Annotated in this window: 16 protein-coding genes and 2 pseudogenes; 14 read left to right on the top strand and 4 right to left on the bottom strand. The window is 59.8% G+C overall.

What is annotated here, in order from left to right:
- Nucleotides 1-70: 70 nt before the first annotated feature.
- Nucleotides 71-379 (bottom strand): RcnB family protein, encoded by a 309-nt coding sequence (locus F0169_RS14870; RefSeq protein WP_058415034.1) that lies wholly within the window; start codon nt 377-379, stop codon nt 71-73.
- Between the two features lie 262 nt (nt 380-641).
- Here F0169_RS14870 and F0169_RS14865 point away from each other — a divergent pair, with 262 nt between their 5' ends.
- The 4 genes and pseudogenes from F0169_RS14865 (at nt 642) to F0169_RS14850 (ending at nt 4,898) form a co-directional block, all read left to right on the top strand.
- The gene (locus F0169_RS14865) at nt 642-1,679 is read left to right on the top strand and encodes a hypothetical protein (RefSeq protein ID WP_152746935.1); all 1,038 of its coding nucleotides are present in this window, start codon (nt 642-644) and stop codon (nt 1,677-1,679) included.
- A 185-nt stretch (nt 1,680-1,864) separates the two neighbouring features.
- Nucleotides 1,865-2,420, top strand: a pseudogene (locus F0169_RS14860) (helix-turn-helix domain-containing protein).
- Nucleotides 2,421-2,431: 11 nt separating this feature from the next.
- The gene (locus tag F0169_RS14855) at nt 2,432-3,781 is read left to right on the top strand and encodes a glutamine synthetase (RefSeq protein ID WP_172979449.1); all 1,350 of its coding nucleotides are present in this window, start codon (nt 2,432-2,434) and stop codon (nt 3,779-3,781) included.
- A gap of 16 nt (nt 3,782-3,797) precedes the next feature.
- Nucleotides 3,798-4,898: pseudogene (locus F0169_RS14850) on the top strand (DNA alkylation repair protein).
- 114 nt (nt 4,899-5,012) lie between these two features.
- On the opposite strand, the gene F0169_RS14845 reads toward F0169_RS14850, so the two are convergent.
- Nucleotides 5,013-5,906 (bottom strand): LysR family transcriptional regulator, encoded by an 894-nt coding sequence (locus F0169_RS14845; RefSeq protein ID WP_058415037.1) that lies wholly within the window; start codon nt 5,904-5,906, stop codon nt 5,013-5,015.
- A 149-nt stretch (nt 5,907-6,055) separates the two neighbouring features.
- Here F0169_RS14845 and F0169_RS14840 point away from each other — a divergent pair, with 149 nt between their 5' ends.
- The 6 genes from F0169_RS14840 to F0169_RS14815 all read left to right on the top strand — a co-directional run bounded on the left by F0169_RS14840 (nt 6,056) and on the right by F0169_RS14815 (nt 13,706).
- Nucleotides 6,056-7,702: a GMC family oxidoreductase gene (locus tag F0169_RS14840; protein ID WP_152746934.1), complete on the top strand. Its 1,647-nt coding sequence runs from the start codon at nt 6,056-6,058 to the stop codon at nt 7,700-7,702.
- 65 nt (nt 7,703-7,767) lie between these two features.
- On the top strand, nt 7,768-9,390 hold the full coding sequence (locus F0169_RS14835) for an MFS transporter (RefSeq protein WP_152746933.1): 1,623 nt from the start codon (nt 7,768-7,770) through the stop codon (nt 9,388-9,390).
- 133 nt (nt 9,391-9,523) lie between these two features.
- Nucleotides 9,524-11,473 carry a DNA topoisomerase III gene (locus tag F0169_RS14830; protein ID WP_152746932.1) on the top strand — a complete coding sequence of 650 codons (1,950 nt, stop codon included), beginning with the start codon at nt 9,524-9,526 and terminating at the stop codon, nt 11,471-11,473.
- A gap of 130 nt (nt 11,474-11,603) precedes the next feature.
- A complete protein-coding gene (locus F0169_RS14825; RefSeq protein WP_058415041.1) occupies nt 11,604-12,044 on the top strand; it encodes a CBS domain-containing protein in 441 nt (146 codons plus the stop codon).
- An 8-nt stretch (nt 12,045-12,052) separates the two neighbouring features.
- The gene (locus tag F0169_RS14820; RefSeq protein WP_152746931.1) at nt 12,053-12,898 is read left to right on the top strand and encodes an NAD-dependent protein deacetylase; all 846 of its coding nucleotides are present in this window, start codon (nt 12,053-12,055) and stop codon (nt 12,896-12,898) included.
- 478 nt (nt 12,899-13,376) lie between these two features.
- Nucleotides 13,377-13,706 carry a hypothetical protein gene (locus F0169_RS14815; protein WP_058415043.1) on the top strand — a complete coding sequence of 110 codons (330 nt, stop codon included), beginning with the start codon at nt 13,377-13,379 and terminating at the stop codon, nt 13,704-13,706.
- Nucleotides 13,707-13,762: 56 nt separating this feature from the next.
- Here F0169_RS14815 and F0169_RS14810 read toward each other — a convergent pair whose 3' ends face one another.
- The gene (locus F0169_RS14810; RefSeq protein ID WP_152746930.1) at nt 13,763-14,665 is read right to left on the bottom strand and encodes a LysR family transcriptional regulator; all 903 of its coding nucleotides are present in this window, start codon (nt 14,663-14,665) and stop codon (nt 13,763-13,765) included.
- Between the two features lie 133 nt (nt 14,666-14,798).
- On the opposite strand from F0169_RS14810, the gene F0169_RS14805 reads away from it, so the two are divergent.
- From F0169_RS14805 to F0169_RS14795, 3 genes are read left to right on the top strand one after another with little or no spacing between them, the layout of a single operon-like run.
- Nucleotides 14,799-15,497: a CoA transferase subunit A gene (locus F0169_RS14805; protein ID WP_058415045.1), complete on the top strand. Its 699-nt coding sequence runs from the start codon at nt 14,799-14,801 to the stop codon at nt 15,495-15,497.
- A gap of 32 nt (nt 15,498-15,529) precedes the next feature.
- Nucleotides 15,530-16,189 (top strand): CoA transferase subunit B, encoded by a 660-nt coding sequence (locus F0169_RS14800; RefSeq protein WP_032886654.1) that lies wholly within the window; start codon nt 15,530-15,532, stop codon nt 16,187-16,189.
- 11 nt (nt 16,190-16,200) lie between these two features.
- Nucleotides 16,201-17,382, top strand: a complete 1,182-nt coding sequence (locus tag F0169_RS14795) for an acetyl-CoA C-acetyltransferase (RefSeq protein WP_152746929.1) — start codon at nt 16,201-16,203, stop codon at nt 17,380-17,382.
- 104 nt (nt 17,383-17,486) lie between these two features.
- Here F0169_RS14795 and F0169_RS14790 read toward each other — a convergent pair whose 3' ends face one another.
- The gene (locus tag F0169_RS14790) at nt 17,487-18,572 is read right to left on the bottom strand and encodes a DUF1615 domain-containing protein (protein WP_152746928.1); all 1,086 of its coding nucleotides are present in this window, start codon (nt 18,570-18,572) and stop codon (nt 17,487-17,489) included.
- A 327-nt stretch (nt 18,573-18,899) separates the two neighbouring features.
- Between F0169_RS14790 and F0169_RS14785 the strand changes: the two genes are divergently transcribed.
- Nucleotides 18,900-21,352, top strand: a 2,453-nt coding sequence (locus F0169_RS14785) for an RHS repeat domain-containing protein (RefSeq protein ID WP_172979448.1), incomplete at its 3' end; no start/stop codon positions are given.

Here is a 21,352-nt window from a genome sequence, read left to right as displayed (position 1 = left end):
AGGTAACGCGGCCGTTGCGGCCGGTTACCTTAACCCAGGAAATTCGAAAATAGCAGGCCGTGCCCGGCGCTTATTTCTTGACGGGCGTGATCTCGAGAATGGTTCCGTTGGTGGTTTTGAGCAGCACAAACTTGTCACCCACACGGGCCCATTGGCTGTCTTCTTCAGGCTGCTTCAAACCGCGTTTTTTCCAGTCAGTCACGGCTGACTCCTTGCGCATCAGCATATCCGGCGCGCGATCGCCCTCTTTGAGGTCACGCGTGTTGATGCTTGAAGGCTTCACGGTTTCTTGCGGCGTATCACCCGCCTGCACCACAAAGCTTGCGGTGGACAAGCCGGCAGTGAGCAGCAGGCAGGCAACGAGGGATTTGGATTTCATGGGTGCTCCTTCAATTAATGATGCGTACCCAAGTTCCGACCGCGGGCGCACAAAATCATTCAGCCCGCCCTTCGACGGCAGGGCTCGCTCAGCGTAAATACCCCAAACTACCTCGTGGCAAATCCCCCCTCAGGCAAAAAACAAGGCACGCCGCGCGCGCTCCAAGTGTAGAAAAGTCCTATAGTCTTCCCTGGGAACTAAATGCTTAATCCACGACCAGCCTTGAACCGTGGTTCTCCAAGAACCCAGAGGAAATTGCGCCGTGAAACAGCATGTCCAGGTACTTTCCTTACAAGCCAGCACCCCCGAAACCCTGTCAATACGCGCTAACGATGAGTCAATCCTGAGCTTCGCCCAGCGTGAAACTCATCGTCGTAAAGAGCATTTGATAGACGCGATCAAACGCTCACTGAGAGCGCTCAAGAATGACTCATTTGCGCCCCAGATCACCTTTGTGACAGCGCCTGAGCTGTATTGGAACATTCCTTGGAGCAGCGTCAGAAATGTGCAAGAGCTAAGGCAACTGGAAGCTTTTTACCGTCGAGCCATTCAACAACAGGTACGACAAATAGTTGACGCCTTTGCAGTCAAGCAATGGGGGCGCCTGGTCCTGTTACCGGGAACAATTGCACTGTTAACGCCCAGCAAGAAAAATCCGCAGCGGTATGAGTCTCTGAACTACGTGGTGGCTGGCAACAACTTCGGCAAAAGACCGTTGTGGGGGGCACCGTATATTTCACTGTGGCCAAAACGCAATACAGCCCTGATCGACTACATGGGGTTGTCAGCACAGCAGGCTTTAGAAATAAATAACGAACTGATTATCTTCGATCCAGAAACAGCCTCACCGGAGCTGTTCGACGACGACCCACCCTTAGTGTTTGTATACCAGCTTTCAGATACGTTGAGCGTCGATGTCTATGAGTTGAGTACAGCCACCGCGAAGCACCAGCGAGGGTGCCGGTTGTGGCCGTTGTTTGAAAACAGTCTGATCCCGTATGTGCCTTTTGGCGTAGATATTTGCGCCGACGTTGGCCTCGGCAGGCTGGATGAATTGCGCGAGCCCGAGGTTAAACTCGACTTTTTGATTGCGACTGGCCAGCCAATTCCAGCAGGTTTGGAGCTACCCCCATCGGTGCAGTACCTCGTCCGTAACGATGGTCGTACGGGACTATTGCCTGACGGTACCTTGCGAAGCCAATGCGAGGTATGGACAGTGGTCGAAGGAAAAACCCGCGCGGTACTGCCTGCACTGCTGATTACAGAGAGCGTCTGGCTGCATCAGTTTCAGGTGCAGTGACAGGCTCAAAATGTCGCTAGGGAACGCGTCGGATTGACTTGCCTGGCCCACAAAAAACCTGCATTGGCGCCCAGCGAAAGTAGATACCTCTGCCAAAAACCCATCATTCAACTGGCCACTGCATGCCCGTTGCCTTGGTGAAATTAATCGTGTAATTTTTCATGAAATTTCACGAAATAAATTTCATGAACCAACAACAAGAACTAAACGCTTTGGCCGTGCTGATCCACGACCTGCGCAAGCACAAAAAACTCACCCTCGCCCAGCTCGCGCAAAAAATTCAACGCTCGGTGGGGTTTCTGTCGCAGGTCGAACGCGGCCTGTCGCGCCCACCGTGGCGGACCTGACCGCCATCAGCCACGCCCTCGATGTGCCCACCACTTACTTCTACAGCCTGCCCAAACCCAAGGCGGTGCAATGGGTCACCCGCCCCAACGAACGGCGCACGGTGTATTACGCCAATGGCATCACCGACATTCTGGTGTCGCCGAGCATGAGCAGCGCTTTTTCGATGCTCGACAGCCTGCTGGCACCCGGCGCTAACAGCGGCGAACAGAGCATCAGCGACCGCGCCGAGCAGGCCGGTTTTGTGCTCGAAGGCGAGTTGACGCTGTGGGTGGAGGGTGAGCCCGACGCGGTCACCCTCGGCGCTGGCGACAGCTTTCACCTGGCCAGTTTCGCGCAGTGCCGCTACGCCAACCTGGCGACCTGCCTGCCCGCGTGCTGTGGGTTTACAACTAGGAGCATCGCCTGTGAAAAACCCTTGCGCCGCCACGTTGCTGGCCGAAGTACGCGCGTTTCGCCAGCACTACCCCAACGTGCGCTACGTCGACCTGATCGCTTTGGATATTCCCGGGCACTTCTACGGCAAGCGTTACCCGGTCGACCTGTTGGAAAAAGTCGCCGCCGGCAGCCCCTTGAAGCTGCCGCAAAACGCCGTACTGCTGGGCGTGCAAGGCGGGCTGTTCAAGATTGGTGATTATTGCTTCCATGACGGCGACCCGGACGCGAACCGCCGTTTGGTGCCCGGCACACTCAAGCCGGTGAACTGGGAGCCACAGCCACTGGGGCAGATGCTGATCACCTCGGACGGCACCGACGCGCCGATTGAATTCGAACCCCGCGAAGTCTTGGCCAAGGTGCTGCAGCGCCTGCACACCAAGGGCATTCACCCGGTGGTGGCCTTCGAACTGGAGTTCTACCTGTTCGACAAGCAACTCGATAACGGCTTGCCACAATATGCGCGTGACCGCTTGAGCGGCGACGCCGATGACCAACCCAACCTGCACATCGAACGCCTGTCGCGCTTCAGCGAAGTGCTGGACGACATGGCGCAAACTGCCAGGGACCAGGGCATCGACATCACGCTGATCACCGCCGAACTCGGCCCCGGCCAATTCGAGATCAATTTTGGCCATCAGAACGACGCCCTGCGCGCCGCCGACTGGGCCGCGCTGTTCTGCCGCAGCAGCCGAGGCGTGGCGCTCAAGCACGGTTACCGCGCCAGCTTTATGGCCAAGCCTTACCTGCAATTTCCCGGCAGCGGCATGCATGTACATGTCAGCCTGTATGACGCGGCGGGCAATAACTTGCTGGCGGCGCATCAGCAGCAAGCGCTGCGCCACGCCGTAGCCGGGTGCCTGCAATTGCTGCCGCACTGCATGCCGATCTTCTCGCCCAACCACAATGCCTTCCGCCGCTTGGGCGCTGCAGCAAACGCAGCCACGCGCGCCAGTTGGGGCTTTGAGGACCGCGACGCGTGCGTGCGCATTCCCGACTCCGACCCGCGTAACCTGCGTATTGAACACCGCCTGGCGAGTGCCGATGCCAACCCGTACCTGGTGCTGGCGGCGATTCTTGCGGGGCTTGAGCATGGGCTTGAAGCCAGGCAAGAACCCATCGCACCGTTGAATCAAGACCGCAACAGCGGCACTGACTTCGCCGTTGAAATGCTTGAGGCCGTACGCGCCATGCAGCATCAACCGGTGGTACGCGATAAGCTCGGCGCAGAATTTGTCGATGTGTATTGCGAAAACAAACGCCAGGATCATTTGGCCTTTCAACAAGAGATCAACGCGCGGGAATACCGCTGGTTTCTCTAATGCCGTGGGTTTACCGATGACCGAGCAAAGCGCGCCAGCGCTCAAAGAAATCTTCAACGCCGAACGCCTGCAACACATCGCCACCGAGATGTCGGCGGTGTACCCGGCGTTCGACGCCAAGGGCTTTCTTGCACACGCCAAGGCGGGGCTGGCCGAGTTGTCGGTGATGCAGCGCGTGGCGCGGGTCAGCGAAAGCCTGCACGCGGTGATCGCGCTGGATTATGCGCAAACGCTCACGCTGCTTTACGCCCTCGCGCCGCGCCTGAACAGCGCGTTTGTCAGCCTTTGCCTGCCGCACTATGTGGCGAGTTACGGCCAGGGCGACTTCACGCGCTCGATGGCCGCGCTCAAATACTTCACGACCTTTGGTTCGGCCGAATTCGCCATCCGCCCGTTCTTGCTGCACGACCTCAAGCGCACGTTGGCGGTGCTGCAAACCTGGTCGCTGGACGCCAACGAACACGTGCGCCGCTTGGCCAGTGAAGGTTCTCGGCCACGCCTGCCGTGGTCGTTTCGCCTCGCCGAAGTGCAGGCGAACCCCGCGCTGTGCGCGCCGATCCTCGATAATCTCAAGGCTGACAGCAGCCTCTACGTGCGCAAATCGGTGGCCAACCACCTCAACGACATCACCAAAGACCACCCGGAATGGGTGCTCAGCCTGATCGAAGGCTGGAACCTGGATAACCCACACACCGCCTGGATCGCCCGCCATGCGCTGCGCAGCCTGATCAAGCAAGGCAATACCCGCGCGCTGACGGTCATCGGCGCCGGGGCCAAAGCAGAGGTAAGGATTCACCGTTTGGCGGTCACGCCCGCGGTGATCAGCCTGGGCGAGCGCATCAGCCTTTCTTTCAGCCTGGAATCCACCGCCACCACTGCGCAAAAACTGGTGGTGGACTAAGCCATCGACTACGTAAAAAGCGCTGGCCACCGTGCGGCCAAAGTGTTCAAGCTCAAGGCGTTTACGCTGGGTGCAGGCGAGCATCAGAGCATTCGGCGCGAGCAGCATATTCGGCAATTGACCACGCGCAAGCACTATCCCGGCAAGCATTGGGTGCATGTGCTGGTCAATGGAGAGAAGCTCGCCAGCGCGGAGTTTGAGCTGCGAAACGCTTAAGCCTGCCTGACACACCGAGTTCAAATGTGGGGGCTGGCCTGCTGCGATGCAGGTGACTCGGTTTAACCGGCCGACCGGGGTGATGGCTCCCACAGGGGGAACGGTCAAGCGCCTTCAGTTGGGCTCGCCGAGCAGCAACCCTTGCTCACGTGCGCACAATTGCACCACGTAATCCCACAACACGCGCAGCCGCACGGATTTGTGCAGTTCCCGGCGCGAGCTGATCCAATAGCTGCGCTGGATGCTCTCGGCCGGCAACAACGGCACCAGTTCTGCGTCGCCCGCAGCCATGAAACACGGCAACACAGCGATGCCCAAGCCGGAACGCGCGGCTTGGTGCTGGGCGATCACACTGGTGCTGTGGAACACCACTTTGGGGTTGCGGCAGAAGCTGCTCAGAAACTTCAGCTCCTGGCTGAACAACAGGTCATCCACGTAATCGATCCATGCATGGGCGGCAAGGTCTTCACGCTTTTCGATGGGCGGGTTGCGCGCAAGGTACGCGCGGCTGGCGTAAAGCGCCAGGCGGTAGTCGGTGAGCTTGCGCGTGACCAGTTGGTCAACGCTGGGGCGTTCGAGGTGGATGCTGATTTCCGCTTCGCGGTTGAGGATGCTGACAAAACGCGGCACCGCCAACAGTTCCACTTCAAGCCCCGGATAGCGCTCGAACAGCCCGCCCATGCGGCTGGCGAGGAACATCACGCCCAGCCCTTCGGCCACACCAAGGCGAATTTTGCCCAACGGCGCGGTGGAATGGGTGAGTTCCTCTTCGGCCTGCAGTGCGACGTTTTCCATGGCTTCAGCGTGTTTGAGCAGGGCTTCGCCGGAGGGTGTCAGCTCATAGCCCTGCGCGTGCTGCACGAACAAGGCGGTGCCGAGGCTTTTTTCGATGGCCTCGATGTGCCGTGCCACGGTGGCGTGCGTGGTTTTCAGGCGTTGCGCGGCCGTCAGCAAGCGGCCGCTGCGTTGCAGTTCCAGAAAAAACCGCAGGTCATTCCAGTCGAACATGTCGCCTCCCCTTCACAAAGAATCAGCGCGCCTGCGGGAATTACCGGGCACTGTTTAAAAACGCACAGCCGCTGGGTAAAAACTAACATTTTTAAGACGAAAACTAACAACTAGGATGAGGGCAATAAGAAAAACAAGCGAGGCCTCAGATGCCCATTGCAACTGCTGAATACGATTACGTGGTGGTAGGCGCCGGTCCCGCAGGCTGCCTGCTGGCCAACCGACTGTCCGCCAACCCCGCCCACCGCGTGCTGCTGCTGGAAGCCGGTGGCCGCGACAACTACCCGTGGATCCACATCCCCGTCGGCTACTTGTTCTGTATCGGTAACCCGCGCACCGACTGGTGCTTCAAGACCGAAGCCCAGGAAGGCCTGCAAGGCCGTGCGCTGAGTTACCCGCGCGGCAAGGTGCTGGGCGGCTGCTCGTCCATCAACGGCATGATCTACATGCGCGGCCAGGCGCGTGACTACGACGGCTGGGCGGCGGCCGGCAACGCAGGTTGGGCCTGGAAAGACGTGCTGCCACTGTTCAAACACAGCGAGAACCACTTTGCCGGCGGCTCGGAATTTCACAGCGACGGCGGTGAGTGGCGGGTTGAACAACAGCGGTTGCACTGGCCGATTCTCGACGCCTTTAGAGACGCCGCGGCGCAAAGCGGCATCGCGCCGGTCAGCGATTTCAACCAGGGCGACAACGAAGGCTGCGGCTACTTCCAGGTCAACCAAAAGGCCGGCGTGCGCTGGAATGCGGCCAAGGCGTTTCTCAAGCCGATCCGCCAGCGGCCCAATCTCACCGTGCTGACCGAGGTGGAAGTCGACCGTGTAGTGCTCGAAAACGGCCGCGCCTCACACGTAGTCGGGCGGCATCAGGCGCAGCAAATGAGCTGGAAAGCGCGCAAGGAAATCGTGCTGTGCGCGGGCTCCGTAGGGTCGCCGGGTATCTTGCAGCGCTCGGGCATTGGCCCGGCCAACGTGCTCAAGCCGCTTGGCATTGACGTGGTGCATGCGTTGCCCGGCGTGGGCGGTAACCTGCAGGACCACCTGCAATTGCGGCTGATCTACACGCTCGAAAATGCGCGCACCCTCAACCAGATCGCGGGCACCGTGTGGGGCAAAATGGGCATGGGCCTGCGCTATTTGTACGACCGCAGTGGCCCGCTGTCGATGGCGCCCAGCCAGCTCGGCGCGTTTGCGCGCTCCGGCCCGGAACAGACCTCGGCCAACCTCGAATACCATGTGCAACCGCTGTCGCTGGAGCGCTTTGGTGAACCGTTGCACGCGTTCCCGGCGTTTACTGCGTCCGTCTGCGACCTGCGCCCGCACAGCCGTGGCCGCATTGATATTCGCTCGGCCAACCCGGCGGATGCGCCGTTGATTCAGCCTAACTACCTCAGCCACCCCGAGGACCTGCGAGTGGCTGCCGATGCCATTCGCCTGACTCGGCGCATCGTGGCCGCACCCGCCTTGAGCCAGTTCAAGCCGGTGGAATACCTGCCCGGCGATGCGCTGCAAACACAAGAACAACTGCAAGAAGCCGCGGCGCGCATCGGCACGACCATCTTCCATCCGGTAGGCACCTGCCGCATGGGCAGCGACCCGCACGCGGTGGTCGACGCTCAATTGCGCGTGCACGGCGTGCCCGGCCTGCGCATCGCCGACGCCTCGGTGATGCCGCTTATCACCTCCGGCAACACCTGCTCACCGACACTGATGATCGCGGAAAAAGCCGCGCAAATGATCCTCTCGCCGAACACAAGGAGCCTCACCGCACACAGAGAAACGGTTCATGCAATCTGAATAGCGGCGCCGCACATGGCGCCGACAGTGGAACAACAATAAATAATCACTGTGAGGGCTACCCAATGTCAGAACATGCTCACCCCCTGCACTCGGCGGCCACCGCCAGCGCCGGTAACGACTCAAAAAAGGTCATCTTCGCCTCGTCCCTCGGGACGGTGTTCGAGTGGTATGACTTCTTTCTCTATGGCGCGCTGGCGGCGGTGATCAGCAAGCAGTTCTTCGCCGGAGTCAACGACACCACGGCGTTTATTTTTGCCTTGATGGCCTTTGCGGCCGGGTTCGTGGTGCGGCCGTTCGGCGCGCTGGTGTTCGGTCGCCTCGGCGACATGATCGGGCGCAAGTACACCTTCCTCGTGACCATCATCCTGATGGGCGTCGCGACCTTCTGCGTCGGTTTGTTGCCGACCTACGCCAGCATCGGCATTGCCGCACCGATCATCCTGATTGTGCTGCGCATGCTGCAAGGTCTGGCGTTGGGCGGTGAGTATGGCGGCGCAGCGACCTACGTGGCAGAGCATGCGCCGGCTGGCAAACGCGGCCTGCACACCAGTTGGATTCAGTCCACCGCCACCCTCGGCCTGCTGCTGTCGCTGCTGGTGGTGCTGGCCTGCCGTTATTTCACCGGCGACCAGTTTGAAGTGTGGGGCTGGCGTATTCCGTTTCTGTTTTCCATCGTGCTGCTGGGTATTTCCACTTGGATCCGCATGAGCCTGCACGAGTCGCCGGCCTTCTTGAAAATGAAAGAGGAAGGCAAAGGCAGCACGTCGCCGATCCGCGATTCCTTCGGCAAATGGGAAAACCTCAAAGTGGTGCTGATCGCGCTGTTCAGCATCAACGGCGGGCAAGCGGTGACGTTTTATGCGGCGCAATTTTATGTGCTGTTCTTCCTCACGCAGTTCCTGAAAATGGACCCGGCCCTGGCCAACATGCTGTTGATCATCAGCGTGGTGATTGGCGCGCCGTTCTTTATCCTGTTTGGCTGGCTGTCGGACAAGGTCGGTCGCAAGCCGGTGCTGATGCTCGGTTTATTGCTGGCGACCGTGCTGTACTTCCCGATTTTCAAAGGCCTGGCGCACTACACCAACCCGGCGATGGACCACGCCAGCCGCCAGTCCCCAATCACCGTACTGGCCGACCCGGCCACCTGCACCTTTCAGTTCGACCCGGTGGGCAAGGCGCGCTTTGACAGCCCGTGCGACAAGGTCAAGACCTTCCTGGTCAAACAAGGCCTGCCGTACAGCAGCGCCGCCGCCCCGGCAGGCAGCCAAGTGCAAGTGAGCGTGGGTGACGTGCGCATCGACGGTTATGACGAAGCGGCCCTGCGCGGCGCAGTAACGCTGGCGGGCTACCCGACGGCGGCGGACGCTGCGCAGGTCAACAAGGTGATGGTGGTGGCGCTGATCGTGGCGCTGATCCTGATCGCTGCGATGTGCTACGGCCCGCTGGCGGCGTTGATGGTGGAGTTGTTCCCGACGCGCATTCGCTATACCTCGATGTCGCTGCCCTACCACATCGGTAACGGCTGGTTTGGCGGGTTCCTGCCGACCGTGTCGTTTGCCCTGGTGGTGTACACCGGCGATATTTTCTATGGCTTGTGGTACCCGGTGGTGGTGACCGGGGTGAGTTTGATTGTCGGGCTGTTTTGCCTCAAAGAAACCCGGCATGTCGACATCGATAACAACTGACCGCGGGCGCCCCCACCCTTCAACCGGCGGGGGCACACACAAATTGCTGTATATCCATCCAGATAAAGGTTGATCAAATCGGTTCTTTTGCCCATCCTGCTGCTCATTCAACGGTTTAACGAATGGGCTGACCATGCGGCTGTACCTCTGCGAAAAACCCTCCCAGGCCAAGGACATTGCGGCCGTGCTCGGCGCCAGTCGCCGTGGCGACGGTTGCTGGGTGGGCAACGGAGTTACAGTCACCTGGTGCATCGGGCACTTGCTCGAAACCGCCCCGCCCGACGCCTACGACGCCAAATATAAACGCTGGGTGCTGGCCGACCTGCCGATCGTCCCGGAAAAATGGAAGATGCTGGTCAAGCCCAAGACCGCCAGCCAGTACAAAGCGGTCAAGCGTTTGCTGGGGGAAGCGCAGGAGTTGGTGATCGCCACCGACGCCGACCGTGAAGGCGAGATGATCGCCCGCGAGCTGGTAGAACATTGCCGCTATCGCGGGCCGATCCAGCGATTGTGGCTGTCGGCGCTCGACGACGCCTCGATTCGCAAGGCGCTGGCCGCCCTCAAGCCGGGTGCCGAAACGTTCAGCCTGTATCACTCAGCCCTCGGCCGCTCGCGCGCCGACTGGTTGATCGGCATGAACATGAGTCGCTTGTTTACTCTGCTCGGGCGCCAATCCGGGTATCAAGGTGTATTGCCGGTGGGTCGGGTACAAACGCCGACCTTGCGCCTGGTGGTAGACCGCGATCGCAGCATTGCCGATTTTGTGCCGGTGGCCTACTGGGCGATTGATGTGGACCTGCGCCACGAACGCATGACCTTCACCGCCCAATGGCGCGCCGCCGACGACGCCTGTGACGACCAGGGCCGCTGCCTCAACCCGCAACTCGCGCAGCAAGCCGCCGACGCCATGCGTAATGCCGCCACCGCACGGCTGGTGAAGTTACGTACCGAGCGCATGCGCGAAGTGGCGCCCCTGCCCTTCGACCTCGGCACGTTGCAGGAAATCTGCTCGAAAAAGCTCGGCCTCGGCGCTCAGGAAACCCTGGATGTGGCGCAATCCCTTTACGAAACCCACAAGGTCATCACCTACCCGCGCAGCGATTGCGGCTACCTGCCTGTCAGCCAGCACAGCGACGCGCCGAAGATACTCGCAGCGCTGGGCCGTGCGGATGCGGCAGTGAATGAACTGATGCCGCATATCGACCCCCAACGCCGTTCGCGGGCGTGGAACGATGCCAAGGTCAGCGCGCACCACGGCATCATCCCCACCGGCGCCGGCAAGGACGTAAGCCAACTCACCGGCAAACACCGCGCGGTCTACACCCTGATTCGCGCACGTTACCTGGCGCAGTTCCTGCCCAACCACGAATACGACCGCACCCAGGCAGACTTCGATTGCGCAGGCCAGGCGTTGCGCGCGGTCGGCAAGGTCATCATCGAACCGGGTTGGAAACGCGCCCTGCCCGAAGCACTGGCACCGGCAAAGGGGCGTGAGGCACCGGCGCCGCAGGCGTTACCGATGCTGGTGCAGGGTCAGGATTACGCAGTGGCCAAGGTCAACCTCAAAGACCTGTGGACCCAGCCGCCCAAGCCCTTTACCGAAGGTGACCTGATCAAGGCGATGAAAAACGTTGCCAAGCTGGTACAGGACCCGCTGCTCAAGCAAAAGCTCAAGGACACCACCGGCATCGGCACCGAGGCCACGCGCGCCGGCATTATCCAGGGGCTGCTCGACCGTGGTTATCTGGTAAAAAACGGCAAAGCCCTGTCGGCGACACCGGCCGCGTTCAGCTTGATCGACGCGGTGCCCCGCGCGATTGCCGACCCTGGCACCACGGCTATCTGGGAACAAGCGCTGGACATGGTGCAAAACGGTGAAATGAGCCTGGAAGAGTTCGTCGCCAAACAGGCGGCTTGGATGAGCAAACAGGTGGCGCGCTGCAATGGCATGCGCATGACCATCACCGGTCCGGCAAGCCCCGCCGTGCGAGGCGCCACGCCCTGGAAAAACAAACGCAAGGCTGCGCCACGCAAAACCACGGCTGCGCCTAAACGTACGAAAAAGCCGTCAAATGCCGGGTGAACGTTGAAAACATCCGGCGAATGACGTTTTTCGACGGGTTTAACGCCGCTTGGGGCCTTGCACCGCCGTAGGCCGTCTAGGATTCTGTAACAGACCCTGACTACCTAAAAACAACACCGGAGTGGCCGCCATGAAAACCGTCGCACAATTGCTCAACGCCAAGGACCAGAAAAACCAGGCCGTGCATACCATCAAGTCGCACCAGACGGTGATGGAGGCATTGATCCAGATGGCAGCCAAAAACGTCGGGGCCTTGCCGGTCGTGGACGAGGGTAAAGTGGTCGGTGTAATCAGCGAACGTGACTACGCGCGCAAGCTGATCCTGAAGGGCCGTTCTTCCGCCACCACCGCCGTGAGCGAGATCATGAGTTCGCCGGTGATTACCGTAGACACCCACCAGAGTGTCGATAAATGCATGAACATCATGACGGATGGCCACCTGCGCCACTTGCCCGTGGTTGAAGATGGCAAGCTGATCGGCCTGCTGTCTATCGGCGACCTGGTGAAAGAAGCAATCGCCGAACAGGCTGACCTGATCAAGCAGTTGGAGCAGTACATTCGCGGCGAATAGGGGAATTCATGCTGGACACGCTGGAACATCAAGAGCAGCACCTCGACACCCTGCACCGGGCCATGGCGCAACGCCGCTTTCTGGTGTTGACCGGTGCGGGCATCAGCACCTCGTCGGGCATCCCGGATTATCGCGACAGCGAGGGGGTGCGCCGGGGCAAGGCGCCGATGATGTACCAGGAGTTCCTGGCCACCCCGCAAGCGCGGCGCCGTTATTGGGCGCGGGCGATGCTCGGTTGGCCACGCGTGCGCATTGCGCAGCCGAACAAGGCGCATGTGGCGCTGGCGACGCTGCAACAACACGAGCACATCAGCGGGTTGATCACGCAAAACGTCGATACGCTGCATGACCAGGCCGGTAGCCGTGACGTGATCGAGCTGCACGGCAGTCTGCATTGGGTGCTGTGCCTGGACTGCCTGCAACGCAGCGAACGCGATGTGATTCAGCGCATGATGGAAGATCAGAACCCTTACCTGGCGGGCGTCGATGCCGTGCAAGCGCCCGATGGCGACACGCTGCTGGACCCGGCCTTTGAAGAACGCTTCCACGTACCCCACTGCCCCCACTGCAACGGCCAGCGGTTGAAACCGGACGTGGTGTTCTTCGGCGAGAACGTCGCCCAGTCGACGGCGGCCAGAGCAATGGCTGCGGTAGGCCACGCCGAGGGTTTGCTGGTAGTCGGGTCGTCGCTGATGGCCTATTCGGCGTTTCGCCTGTGCAAAGCGATGGTCGAGCAAGGCAAGCCGGTGATTGCGATCAACCTCGGCAAGACACGCGGGGATGAATTGCTGCAGGCTAAAATCGCGGCGTCGTGCGAGCAGTTGCTGCCATTACTGGTCGAGCGACTGGGGTAGCCCTTGCTCTTCGGCTCGACCCGCGACTCCAGAAAATGACGCCCAAGTCACGTTTTTCCGCACTCTCCCGTCCCCGCAGCGATTTATGTAGTGATCAAAAAAAATCACTACATAATCGTTGACGTAACCTTTTTGTCCTTGCATTATCGAGACGTCTCCCGGATCGGGAGCGTCGGTAACACGCGTTTTGAACAAGCTCGTCTGACCGCCGAGCTGTTTCTTCCGGATGTGCACTGCCCACAAGGCAGATTGATGAAGCTGACCGACCCGCAAGGATTGGTACATGCAGCCTAAACGCTGCCCGTCTTCGCCATGAAACCATTGCGTAGCAGTTCATCAGCAACACTACATGCATCAGGTTCAAGACCCTGCCCCTATTCGGCAGACAGTCGCCGACGCCCGGTTTTCGGAACCGGAGACAACTAAGCAGTTTTAACGAATCAACTGATAGATCGCCAACTGGTCAAGGGGCTTACACATGAATCTGAATAACCAACCCACTATCGATGAACTGGCTGAGATGTTCGCAGCGCAGAAAGACACACTCGACGACCATATCCTCTGGGTTGGAAAATCGGGCGAAGTGCAAATTGATTGCCTGGCGCCCAACACCGAAGAAGCAGAGTTCGACAGGAATAACCGTGAGCTGGCAGCGCGCCTCAAGGTGTACCGTCGCGGCCAGGGTTATGTCGGCAAGAAGGCTGCAGCTGACCGCAACTTCATTGAGCAGGTGTTTCATACACTCAATACCGAATGGCAGAACCTGCGCGGCCAATCGCAGGTTAAAGTGATTGACCGCTACTACTGATAACGATTTAACGGCTGTGGGCGTTGGCCGGCCTACTCCCACAGCCGCACTTCAATTTAAAACGCTGGAAAGCTGCCCTTCCCGGCTTCATCGCGAAAAATATCAAACAACACCTGCGCCGCCGCCGATAACTCATGCCCCGGTTTGGTCAGTACACCAATCGGTCGCTCAATCACCGGCGCTCTCAAGGTGATGCAGTGTGCTCCCGCCTCTTCCATCTGCCGTGTGCACAATGCCGGTACAGCACTGACCCCCAGCCCGCTCGCAACCATCTTGCCCACTGTTGCCAATTGATGGCTCTCCAGCGCCACCGGCAACTTCATCTGCAAAGCGCCCAAATGGTCCTCCAGCATCACGCGCACCGTAGAGGGTCGCTGCAGCGTAATGAACGGTTGCTGCAACAAGGTTTGCCAGTCAATTTCGGTGTGCTGTGCCAAAGGCGAATCACCGGGCACCACGGCAACAAAGCGGTCCAGGTACAACGGGGTGAACACCAGTGACGATGCTTCGGACGGCTCGAATGCCACGCCCAGTTCCACTTGGCGGTCGCGGACCATCTCCAGCACTTGCTCGTTGATCAAATCATGCACCGTCACATTCACGTGAGGGTAACGCGCGCGGAATATCTTCAGGATCGGCGGCAGCAGATTACCCGCGAACGATGGCATCGCCGCCACTGTCACGCGGCCACGCTGCAGGGTGAAGCGCTGGCGCAGCTCATCTTCGGCATTGTCCCAATCGGCTATCAATCGGCGCGCCAAGGGCAACAACGACTCGCCTTCCGGCGTCAGTGCAACGTTGCGGGTATTACGGCTGAACAAGCGCCCGCCGAGACCCTCTTCCAATCCTTTGATCGTCAGGCTCAGCGCGGATTGGGAAAGGTGCAGGCGCTCGCAGGCAGCAGCAAAACTCAGGCTCTGTGCCACGGCGATAAAGGCACGCATCTGTTTAACGGTCATGGCGCTACTCTCTCCGGCGGGTCGACTATGCTGTTTTCTAAATTAATCAACCTCAAAAAACAACTTAACAAATCAATCCGGCGGCGCAACACTCGGTTCATTGGCTGGCCCACACATAATAAAAGAGGTGCGTATGGCAGGTTTCGATAAACGCGTGGCGTCCTATGAAGAAGCACTGGCAGGCCTGGAAGACGGCATGACCGTGCTTTCCGGTGGTTTTGGCCTGTGCGGCATTCCGGAAAACCTCATCGCCGAGATCAAGCGCAAAGGCACACGCGACCTGACGGTTGTTTCCAACAATTGCGGGGTCGACGGGTTCGGCCTGGGCATCCTGTTGGAAGAAAAGCAGATCAGCAAAGTGATCGCCTCCTACGTCGGTGAAAACGCCTTGTTCGAGAAGCAATTGCTCAGCGGCGAAATCGAAGTGGTACTGACCCCCCAAGGCACGCTGGCCGAAAAAATGCGCGCGGGCGGCGCCGGTATCCCCGCCTTCTTCACCGCCACCGGTGTCGGTACGCCGGTCGCCGAAGGCAAGGAAACCCGTGAATTCAACGGGCGCCCGTACCTGATGGAAGCGTCCATCACCGGCGACTTCGCGATAGTCAAAGGCTGGAAAGCCGACCACTTCGGCAACGTCATCTATCGCCACACCGCCCAGAACTTCAACCCGCTGGCCGCCACTGCGGGCAAGATTACGGTGGTCGAAGTCGAGGAAATCGTCGAACCAGGCGAACTCGACCCGGCGCAGATCCACACGCCAGGCATTTACGTCGACCGGGTTATTTGCGGCACCTTCGAGAAGCGCATCGAACAGCGCACCGTCCGCAAATAACCCCTTGGCCCACCTGATAAGGACAAAAAAAAATGGCGCTTACTCGCGAACAAATGGCTCAACGTGTCGCCCGTGAAATGCAGGACGGTTTCTACGTCAACCTCGGCATCGGCATTCCGACCCTGGTGGCCAACTACATCCCCGAAGGCATGGAAGTGATGCTGCAATCGGAAAACGGCCTGCTCGGCATGGGCCCGTTTCCCACAGAGGAAACCATTGACGCCGACATGATCAACGCCGGCAAGCAAACCGTGACCGCACGTATCGGTGCGTCGATTTTTTCCTCGGCAGAGTCTTTCGCGATGATTCGCGGCGGCCACGTTGACCTCACCGTGCTCGGCGCCTTTGAAGTCGACGTACACGGCAACATCGCTTCGTGGATGATCCCCGGCAAGCTCGTCAAGGGCATGGGCGGCGCCATGGACCTGGTGGCCGGTGCGGAAAACATCATCGTCATCATGACGCACGCCTCCAAAGACGGTGAGTCCAAGTTACTCAGCCAATGCAGCCTGCCGCTGACCGGCGCGAACTGCATCAAGCGTGTGTTGACCGACCTTGCGTACCTGGAAATCGAAAATGGCGCTTTTGTCCTCAAGGAACGCGCACCTGGCGTCAGCGTGGAAGAGATTGTGAGCAAGACCGCCGGTAAACTCATCGTCCCGGACCACGTTCCAGAAATGCACTTCCAGTGAGGACAGATTCCATGCAAGACGTCGTGATTGTCGCTGCCACCCGCACCGCCGTGGGCAGCTTTCAAGGTTCGCTGGCCAGCATCCCGGCACCGCAACTGGGCGCGGCCGTGATCCGGCACCTGCTGGAACAGACCGGCCTCGACCCAGCCCTTGTGGATGAAGTGATCCTCGGCCAGGTACTCACCGCGGGCAGCGGCCAAAACCCTGCGCGACAGGCATCGATACTCGCCGGCCTGCCCCACGCCGTACCGGCCTTGACCTTGAACAAGGTCTGCGGCTCGGGCCTCAAGGCTCTGCATTTGGGTGCCCAAGCCATCCGTTGCGGTGACGCAGACGTGATCATCGCCGGCGGCATGGAAAATATGAGCCTGGCACCCTACGTATTGCCCGCCGCGCGCACCGGCCTGCGCATGGGCCACGCCAAGATGATCGACAGCATGATCACCGACGGCCTGTGGGATGCATTCAACGACTACCACATGGGCATCACGGCGGAAAACCTGGTGGACAAGTACGGCATCAGCCGCGAAGCCCAGGACGCCTTCGCCGCCGCCTCACAACAAAAAGCCACTGCGGCCATCGAAGCGGGGCGCTTTGTCGATGAGATCACGCCAATCCTGATTCCTCAGCGCAAGGGCGACCCGCTGGCCTTCACGGTGGATGAACAGCCGCGCGCCGGCACCACCGCCGAGTCGCTGGCCAAGCTCAAACCCGCGTTCAAAAAGGACGGCAGCGTCACCGCCGGCAATGCCTCCAGCCTTAATGACGGCGCCGCCGCCGTGTTGCTGATGAGTGCCGACAAAGCCAAGGCCCTCGGCCTGCCTGTTCTGGCGCGCATCGCCAGCTACGCCAACGCTGGCGTAGACCCGGCGATCATGGGTATTGGCCCGGTGTCGGCCACCCGCCGTTGCCTGGACAAAGCCGGCTGGAGCTTGGGCGACCTCGACTTGATCGAGGCCAACGAGGCCTTCGCCGCGCAATCCCTGGCGGTGGGCAAAGAGCTGGAATGGGACGCTGACAAGGTCAACGTCAACGGCGGCGCCATCGCTATTGGCCACCCGATCGGTGCCTCGGGTTGCCGCGTGTTGGTGACTCTGCTGCACGAAATGATCAAGCGCGATGCCAAGAAAGGCTTGGCGACACTGTGCATCGGCGGCGGCCAGGGTGTGGCGCTCGCCCTCGAACGCAGCTGATTTAAAGAGCAACATGGAAAAGGCCCGGTTCCACGAAAATCGGGCCTTTTCTTTGCGCGGTATTCCTGAAAAAAACCAGTGCCCGCGTGCCACAGTAATCAAAGTCAGCGTTTCAAGCAGCGCTGATACCGATCATCCACCCGTTTGGCAAACCATGCCGTGGTCAGGTTGCGCGTGATCTTCGGGCTCTTGAGCACAATACCCGGCAAGATCGCGCGTGGCAGCGGCTTGCCGGCGGCCTTGTCAGCCAAGGCAAACACGCGCTCGTAGACGGTGGTCTGCTCAAAATCGAGTTGGTCGCCCTGCTCAAGCTGGCTGCGGATGCTGGGGTTGCGCATGTCCAACTTCGCGCCCAAGGAGCGCACCGCCAACTCGGTGCCGCCCGGCAGCAACGAACCATAACGGATCAAGTCCCCATCCAACGCCAGCTCAGTACCGGTGACACGGCTGACGGCAGCCTGGAATGCGGCGTTTCGGCTGGCGTACCAACCCGCATTAAAGTCGGCAAAGCGGTACAGCGGCTGGTCGTAACTCACCGGGTAGCCGAGCAAGTGGGCGATACCGAAATACATGCCTCCCCGCCGGGTGAACACCTCACGACGAACAGTGCCGTCCACCGTGTAGGGATAACCTCGCGCGTGTTTCTGTGCAAAGTCGATGCTGACCTGCATCGGCCCGGCGGTGTGCACCGGGTTGAAACCGCCAAACAAGCTATTGCCCAAGGGCACCATACTGATGAAGTCATCAAAGATGCCACTCAGGTCCTTCTCCGTGCGCGCGGCATTCAGGCGGTCGGTGTAGGACTTGCCGTTGGGCGAACGCAATTGCAATGCGCTGCGTACCACGAATGCAGGCACATGAATGTTGCCCGCACGCCGCAGGATTTCATCCTGGGCAATCTTGCCCATGTTCGGCACGGCGGGGTCGACCTGATAGGTGGACTCTTGCTCGGTCACCGCTAATACGGCGCAAATATTTTCGCTACTGGGGTAGATTTTCTGGGTATCGAAGGCAGTGTAAATGTCCTGCGCCCAACCGTTACGGTCCGGCACCGTCGCCGGCAGCAAACGCACGATCTGCGCCTTCACTTCGGCCTCGCTGCGCGCCGGCTGTTGCGGGCCGCGTGGCGTGGAGCAACCGGCAAGCACCAGCAATGTGGTGAGGCATAGAATCAGACGGCTTGAATACATGGGGCTTCCTGAGAAAACGACGGGCCGGGCAGTGCAGATGTCGACAGGCAAGTCTAACCGGGGTTCGCCGGCCAGCTCCACTCGCCAGTCAACACTGAACGTGACAAAAACGTTCATCGACCCTTCGTACACGCTGAGCGACACGGTCCGACTCCTACACGCGCACCTCCACTTACCTGATGTTTTGACGAAACGTCCTGCACATCCTGGCGAATAGCGCCGACTTCTTTATCTGACGAACCTCTGCAAAGTCTCTCGCCTGATCATCCAGTGCGAGGGACCGCCAATGTATTTCTCCATTAATGCCACACCCGCAGGGGCTGCCGCTTGAACCCGGCCATTGCCTCGCTGGCACTGACCCCACTGGATGCAAAGACGGTCGATGTGGAAGCCGTATTGCGTGAGTTCCGGGAGTGCCTGAATACCTTTGACGAATGGGCCGAAAGCTTTTTCAGCTTTTCGGCGCTGGATGTCGAGCAAGTATTCAAGGTCGGCGATGAAGTGGCGCTGGTTGCACCTATCAGTCGTTCCATCTTTCCCAGCAGCACCGTCGCCACCTGCCAGGCCAGCGGCACGTTGACCCTCGTGCACATGTTCCAGAGCACACGCTTTGTACCCATCGGCAACACGCCGGTGGTACTGCAACGTATCGACCCGAAGGGTGGCCCGCTGGGCGAGCCTATCCATAAAACCATCGGCCCCAGCGGCATTCTCGAAATCACTGAATGTGATCGCAATCAGCAGTACCGAATCAACTTCTATCCCAACGTTTCCAAGGATCACATCAAGGCGCTGTATGCGTCCTATCAGTCAGTTATCTCGGGGCTGGAAGTGCGTCTGCGCGAAGAGTGGAACCGCACGTTCAAAACGCAATGGAACGACTATACAAACGCCAGCCCACTTGACCGGCGCAGGCTGCTGGAATCGGCATTTCTCGGTGGCATGGTGCAGGCGCTTTACAGTCTGTGGGACAACTTAACGCAACTGTTTGACCTGTTGGCGGACATCAAGCCCAACAGCCAAAAGTTACTGCAGTACGTCTCCCAGGCCGAACTTGATGAACTCTTGACGCTGGGCAACGAGGCGATCGCCAACGGCCTGCTGGTACTCAGCGATGAACCGCTGTTGTTTATCTATGTGTCGGCGATGGTCAGCTGGATGCGCATGCTGCCACCGCAAGAAATGAATGAGCTGATGGGGGAAATCACCGGCGATGTGTTGATCAACCTGCTGCTGATCAGGGTGGCGGGTGTGATGGGTGTGGGTCTGCGCCTGGGCGCTCAGGTGTTGAGCCCTATCAAATCTGCACGCGCGCGGGGTTGGTTGGCGTTGCTCGCCGAGCAGCTCTTAGTGGGTAAGTTGGATGCACATACCGCGGCGGTTAAGCCGTTGCTGCTGGGCAGCACGGCGCTACCGATCAAGGCGGTGCCGGTTGCACCGTTGAAGGCTGGGCAGAACCTGGTGGCGAACCCGGTGCCTGCGGTTCGCGGCAAGACGCAAAAGACCACATTGGTGCGCCAAGAGCACGTCGACGATGTGCCCGCTGCAAGCAAGAACCCGAACGGTGATGCTGCAGCCAGCGCCGATAAAACCATCACCCACGGTTGCCCGGTGTCGATGGTCACCGGGGAAGAATTGCTGACCCTCACCGACGGCGCGCTGGACGGGCTTTTGCCGTTTGAGTGGTCGCGGGTGTATCGCACCAGTGCGGTGGACGTGGATGGCGGGCTGGGCTTTGGCTGGAGTCATTCGCTGGCGCAGCGGCTGGTGGTGGACGGTGATTCGGTGGTGTGGACGGACCATGAGAATCGGTCGACTGAGTTTCCGTTACCCACTGTTTCTAGACCGGCGATCACCAACAGCCTGGCCGAAGCGGCGATTTATTGGGGTGATCTGCCCGGTGAATTAGTGCTGGCTCAGGCTTCGCGTTTTTATCACTTCTCTCAGGGTGCGCTGACGGCGATCAGCGACGCTTACGACAACCGGCTGAGGATTATTCGGGATTTTCTCGGGCGCATTGAGCGGCTGGACAATGGTGTAGGCCGGTCGCTGTTTTTACGCTACGCGTCTGGCCACATCGTGGCGGTGGACTATCAGGTTCAGCGTGCCCAAGGCCATGAACCTTTCGAATGGCTGACAGAGCAAACTCTTGTTTCCTACGCCTACGACGACGCTGGACGACTGCTTTCAGCGACCAATGCCGTCGGCGAAACCGAGTTTTATCGGTACGACGAGCAGCACGTCATTCTCGAGCGGCAGTTGGCCGGTAGCGCGCGTTTCTTTTGGGCGTGGGAACGATCAGGCAAGGCGGCGCGGTGTGTTCGGCATTGGGCCAGTTTTTCGCAGATGGACACGCGTTATGCCTGGGATGACAACGGCAGGGTCACGGTTCACAACGCCGATGGCAGCCAGGAAGTTTACGTGCATGACCAGCGCGCACGGCTGGTGCAGCGGATTGATCCGGATGGCGCTGAGCATTTCAAATCCTATGACGACCAGGGCCGGCTGACGGTCGAGCAAGACCCGCTGGGGGCGGTGACGGCGTATCAGTACGATGAAGCCGGACGCTTGGTCGCGCTGTTTCCGGGGGACGATGAGCCGACTTCCTACGAGCATGACAACGGCTTCGTACGTGTGGTGCGCCGTGGCGAGGCGATTTGGAAGTATGAGCGTAACGATCAAGGCGAGGTCACGCGCAAGACTGATCCCGACGGCAACGTTACCGACTACAGCTACAACAAACACGGGCAACTGACTGACGTTTGGTATCCCGATAGCAG

The organism is Pseudomonas kitaguniensis (assembly GCF_009296165.1).
Classification (GTDB): domain Bacteria; phylum Pseudomonadota; class Gammaproteobacteria; order Pseudomonadales; family Pseudomonadaceae; genus Aquipseudomonas; species Aquipseudomonas kitaguniensis.
This window is presented reverse-complemented; position numbering and strand designations above follow the sequence as displayed.

Bases quoted from the DNA above. Each gene is read 5' to 3' on its own strand.
- F0169_RS14870 (WP_058415034.1), bottom strand. From the start codon at position 379: ATGAAATCCAAATCCCTCGTTGCCTGCCTGCTGCTCACTGCCGGCTTG.
- F0169_RS14845 (WP_058415037.1), bottom strand. From the start codon at position 5,906: ATGTTCGACTGGAATGACCTGCGGTTTTTTCTGGAACTGCAACGCAGC.
- F0169_RS14840 (WP_152746934.1), top strand. From the start codon at position 6,056: ATGCCCATTGCAACTGCTGAATACGATTACGTGGTGGTAGGCGCCGGT.
- F0169_RS14835 (WP_152746933.1), top strand. From the start codon at position 7,768: ATGTCAGAACATGCTCACCCCCTGCACTCGGCGGCCACCGCCAGCGCC.
- F0169_RS14830 (WP_152746932.1), top strand. From the start codon at position 9,524: ATGCGGCTGTACCTCTGCGAAAAACCCTCCCAGGCCAAGGACATTGCG.
- F0169_RS14825 (WP_058415041.1), top strand. From the start codon at position 11,604: ATGAAAACCGTCGCACAATTGCTCAACGCCAAGGACCAGAAAAACCAG.
- F0169_RS14820 (WP_152746931.1), top strand. From the start codon at position 12,053: ATGCTGGACACGCTGGAACATCAAGAGCAGCACCTCGACACCCTGCAC.
- F0169_RS14815 (WP_058415043.1), top strand. From the start codon at position 13,377: ATGAATCTGAATAACCAACCCACTATCGATGAACTGGCTGAGATGTTC.
- F0169_RS14810 (WP_152746930.1), bottom strand. From the start codon at position 14,665: ATGACCGTTAAACAGATGCGTGCCTTTATCGCCGTGGCACAGAGCCTG.
- F0169_RS14805 (WP_058415045.1), top strand. From the start codon at position 14,799: ATGGCAGGTTTCGATAAACGCGTGGCGTCCTATGAAGAAGCACTGGCA.
- F0169_RS14800 (WP_032886654.1), top strand. From the start codon at position 15,530: ATGGCGCTTACTCGCGAACAAATGGCTCAACGTGTCGCCCGTGAAATG.
- F0169_RS14795 (WP_152746929.1), top strand. From the start codon at position 16,201: ATGCAAGACGTCGTGATTGTCGCTGCCACCCGCACCGCCGTGGGCAGC.
- F0169_RS14790 (WP_152746928.1), bottom strand. From the start codon at position 18,572: ATGTATTCAAGCCGTCTGATTCTATGCCTCACCACATTGCTGGTGCTT.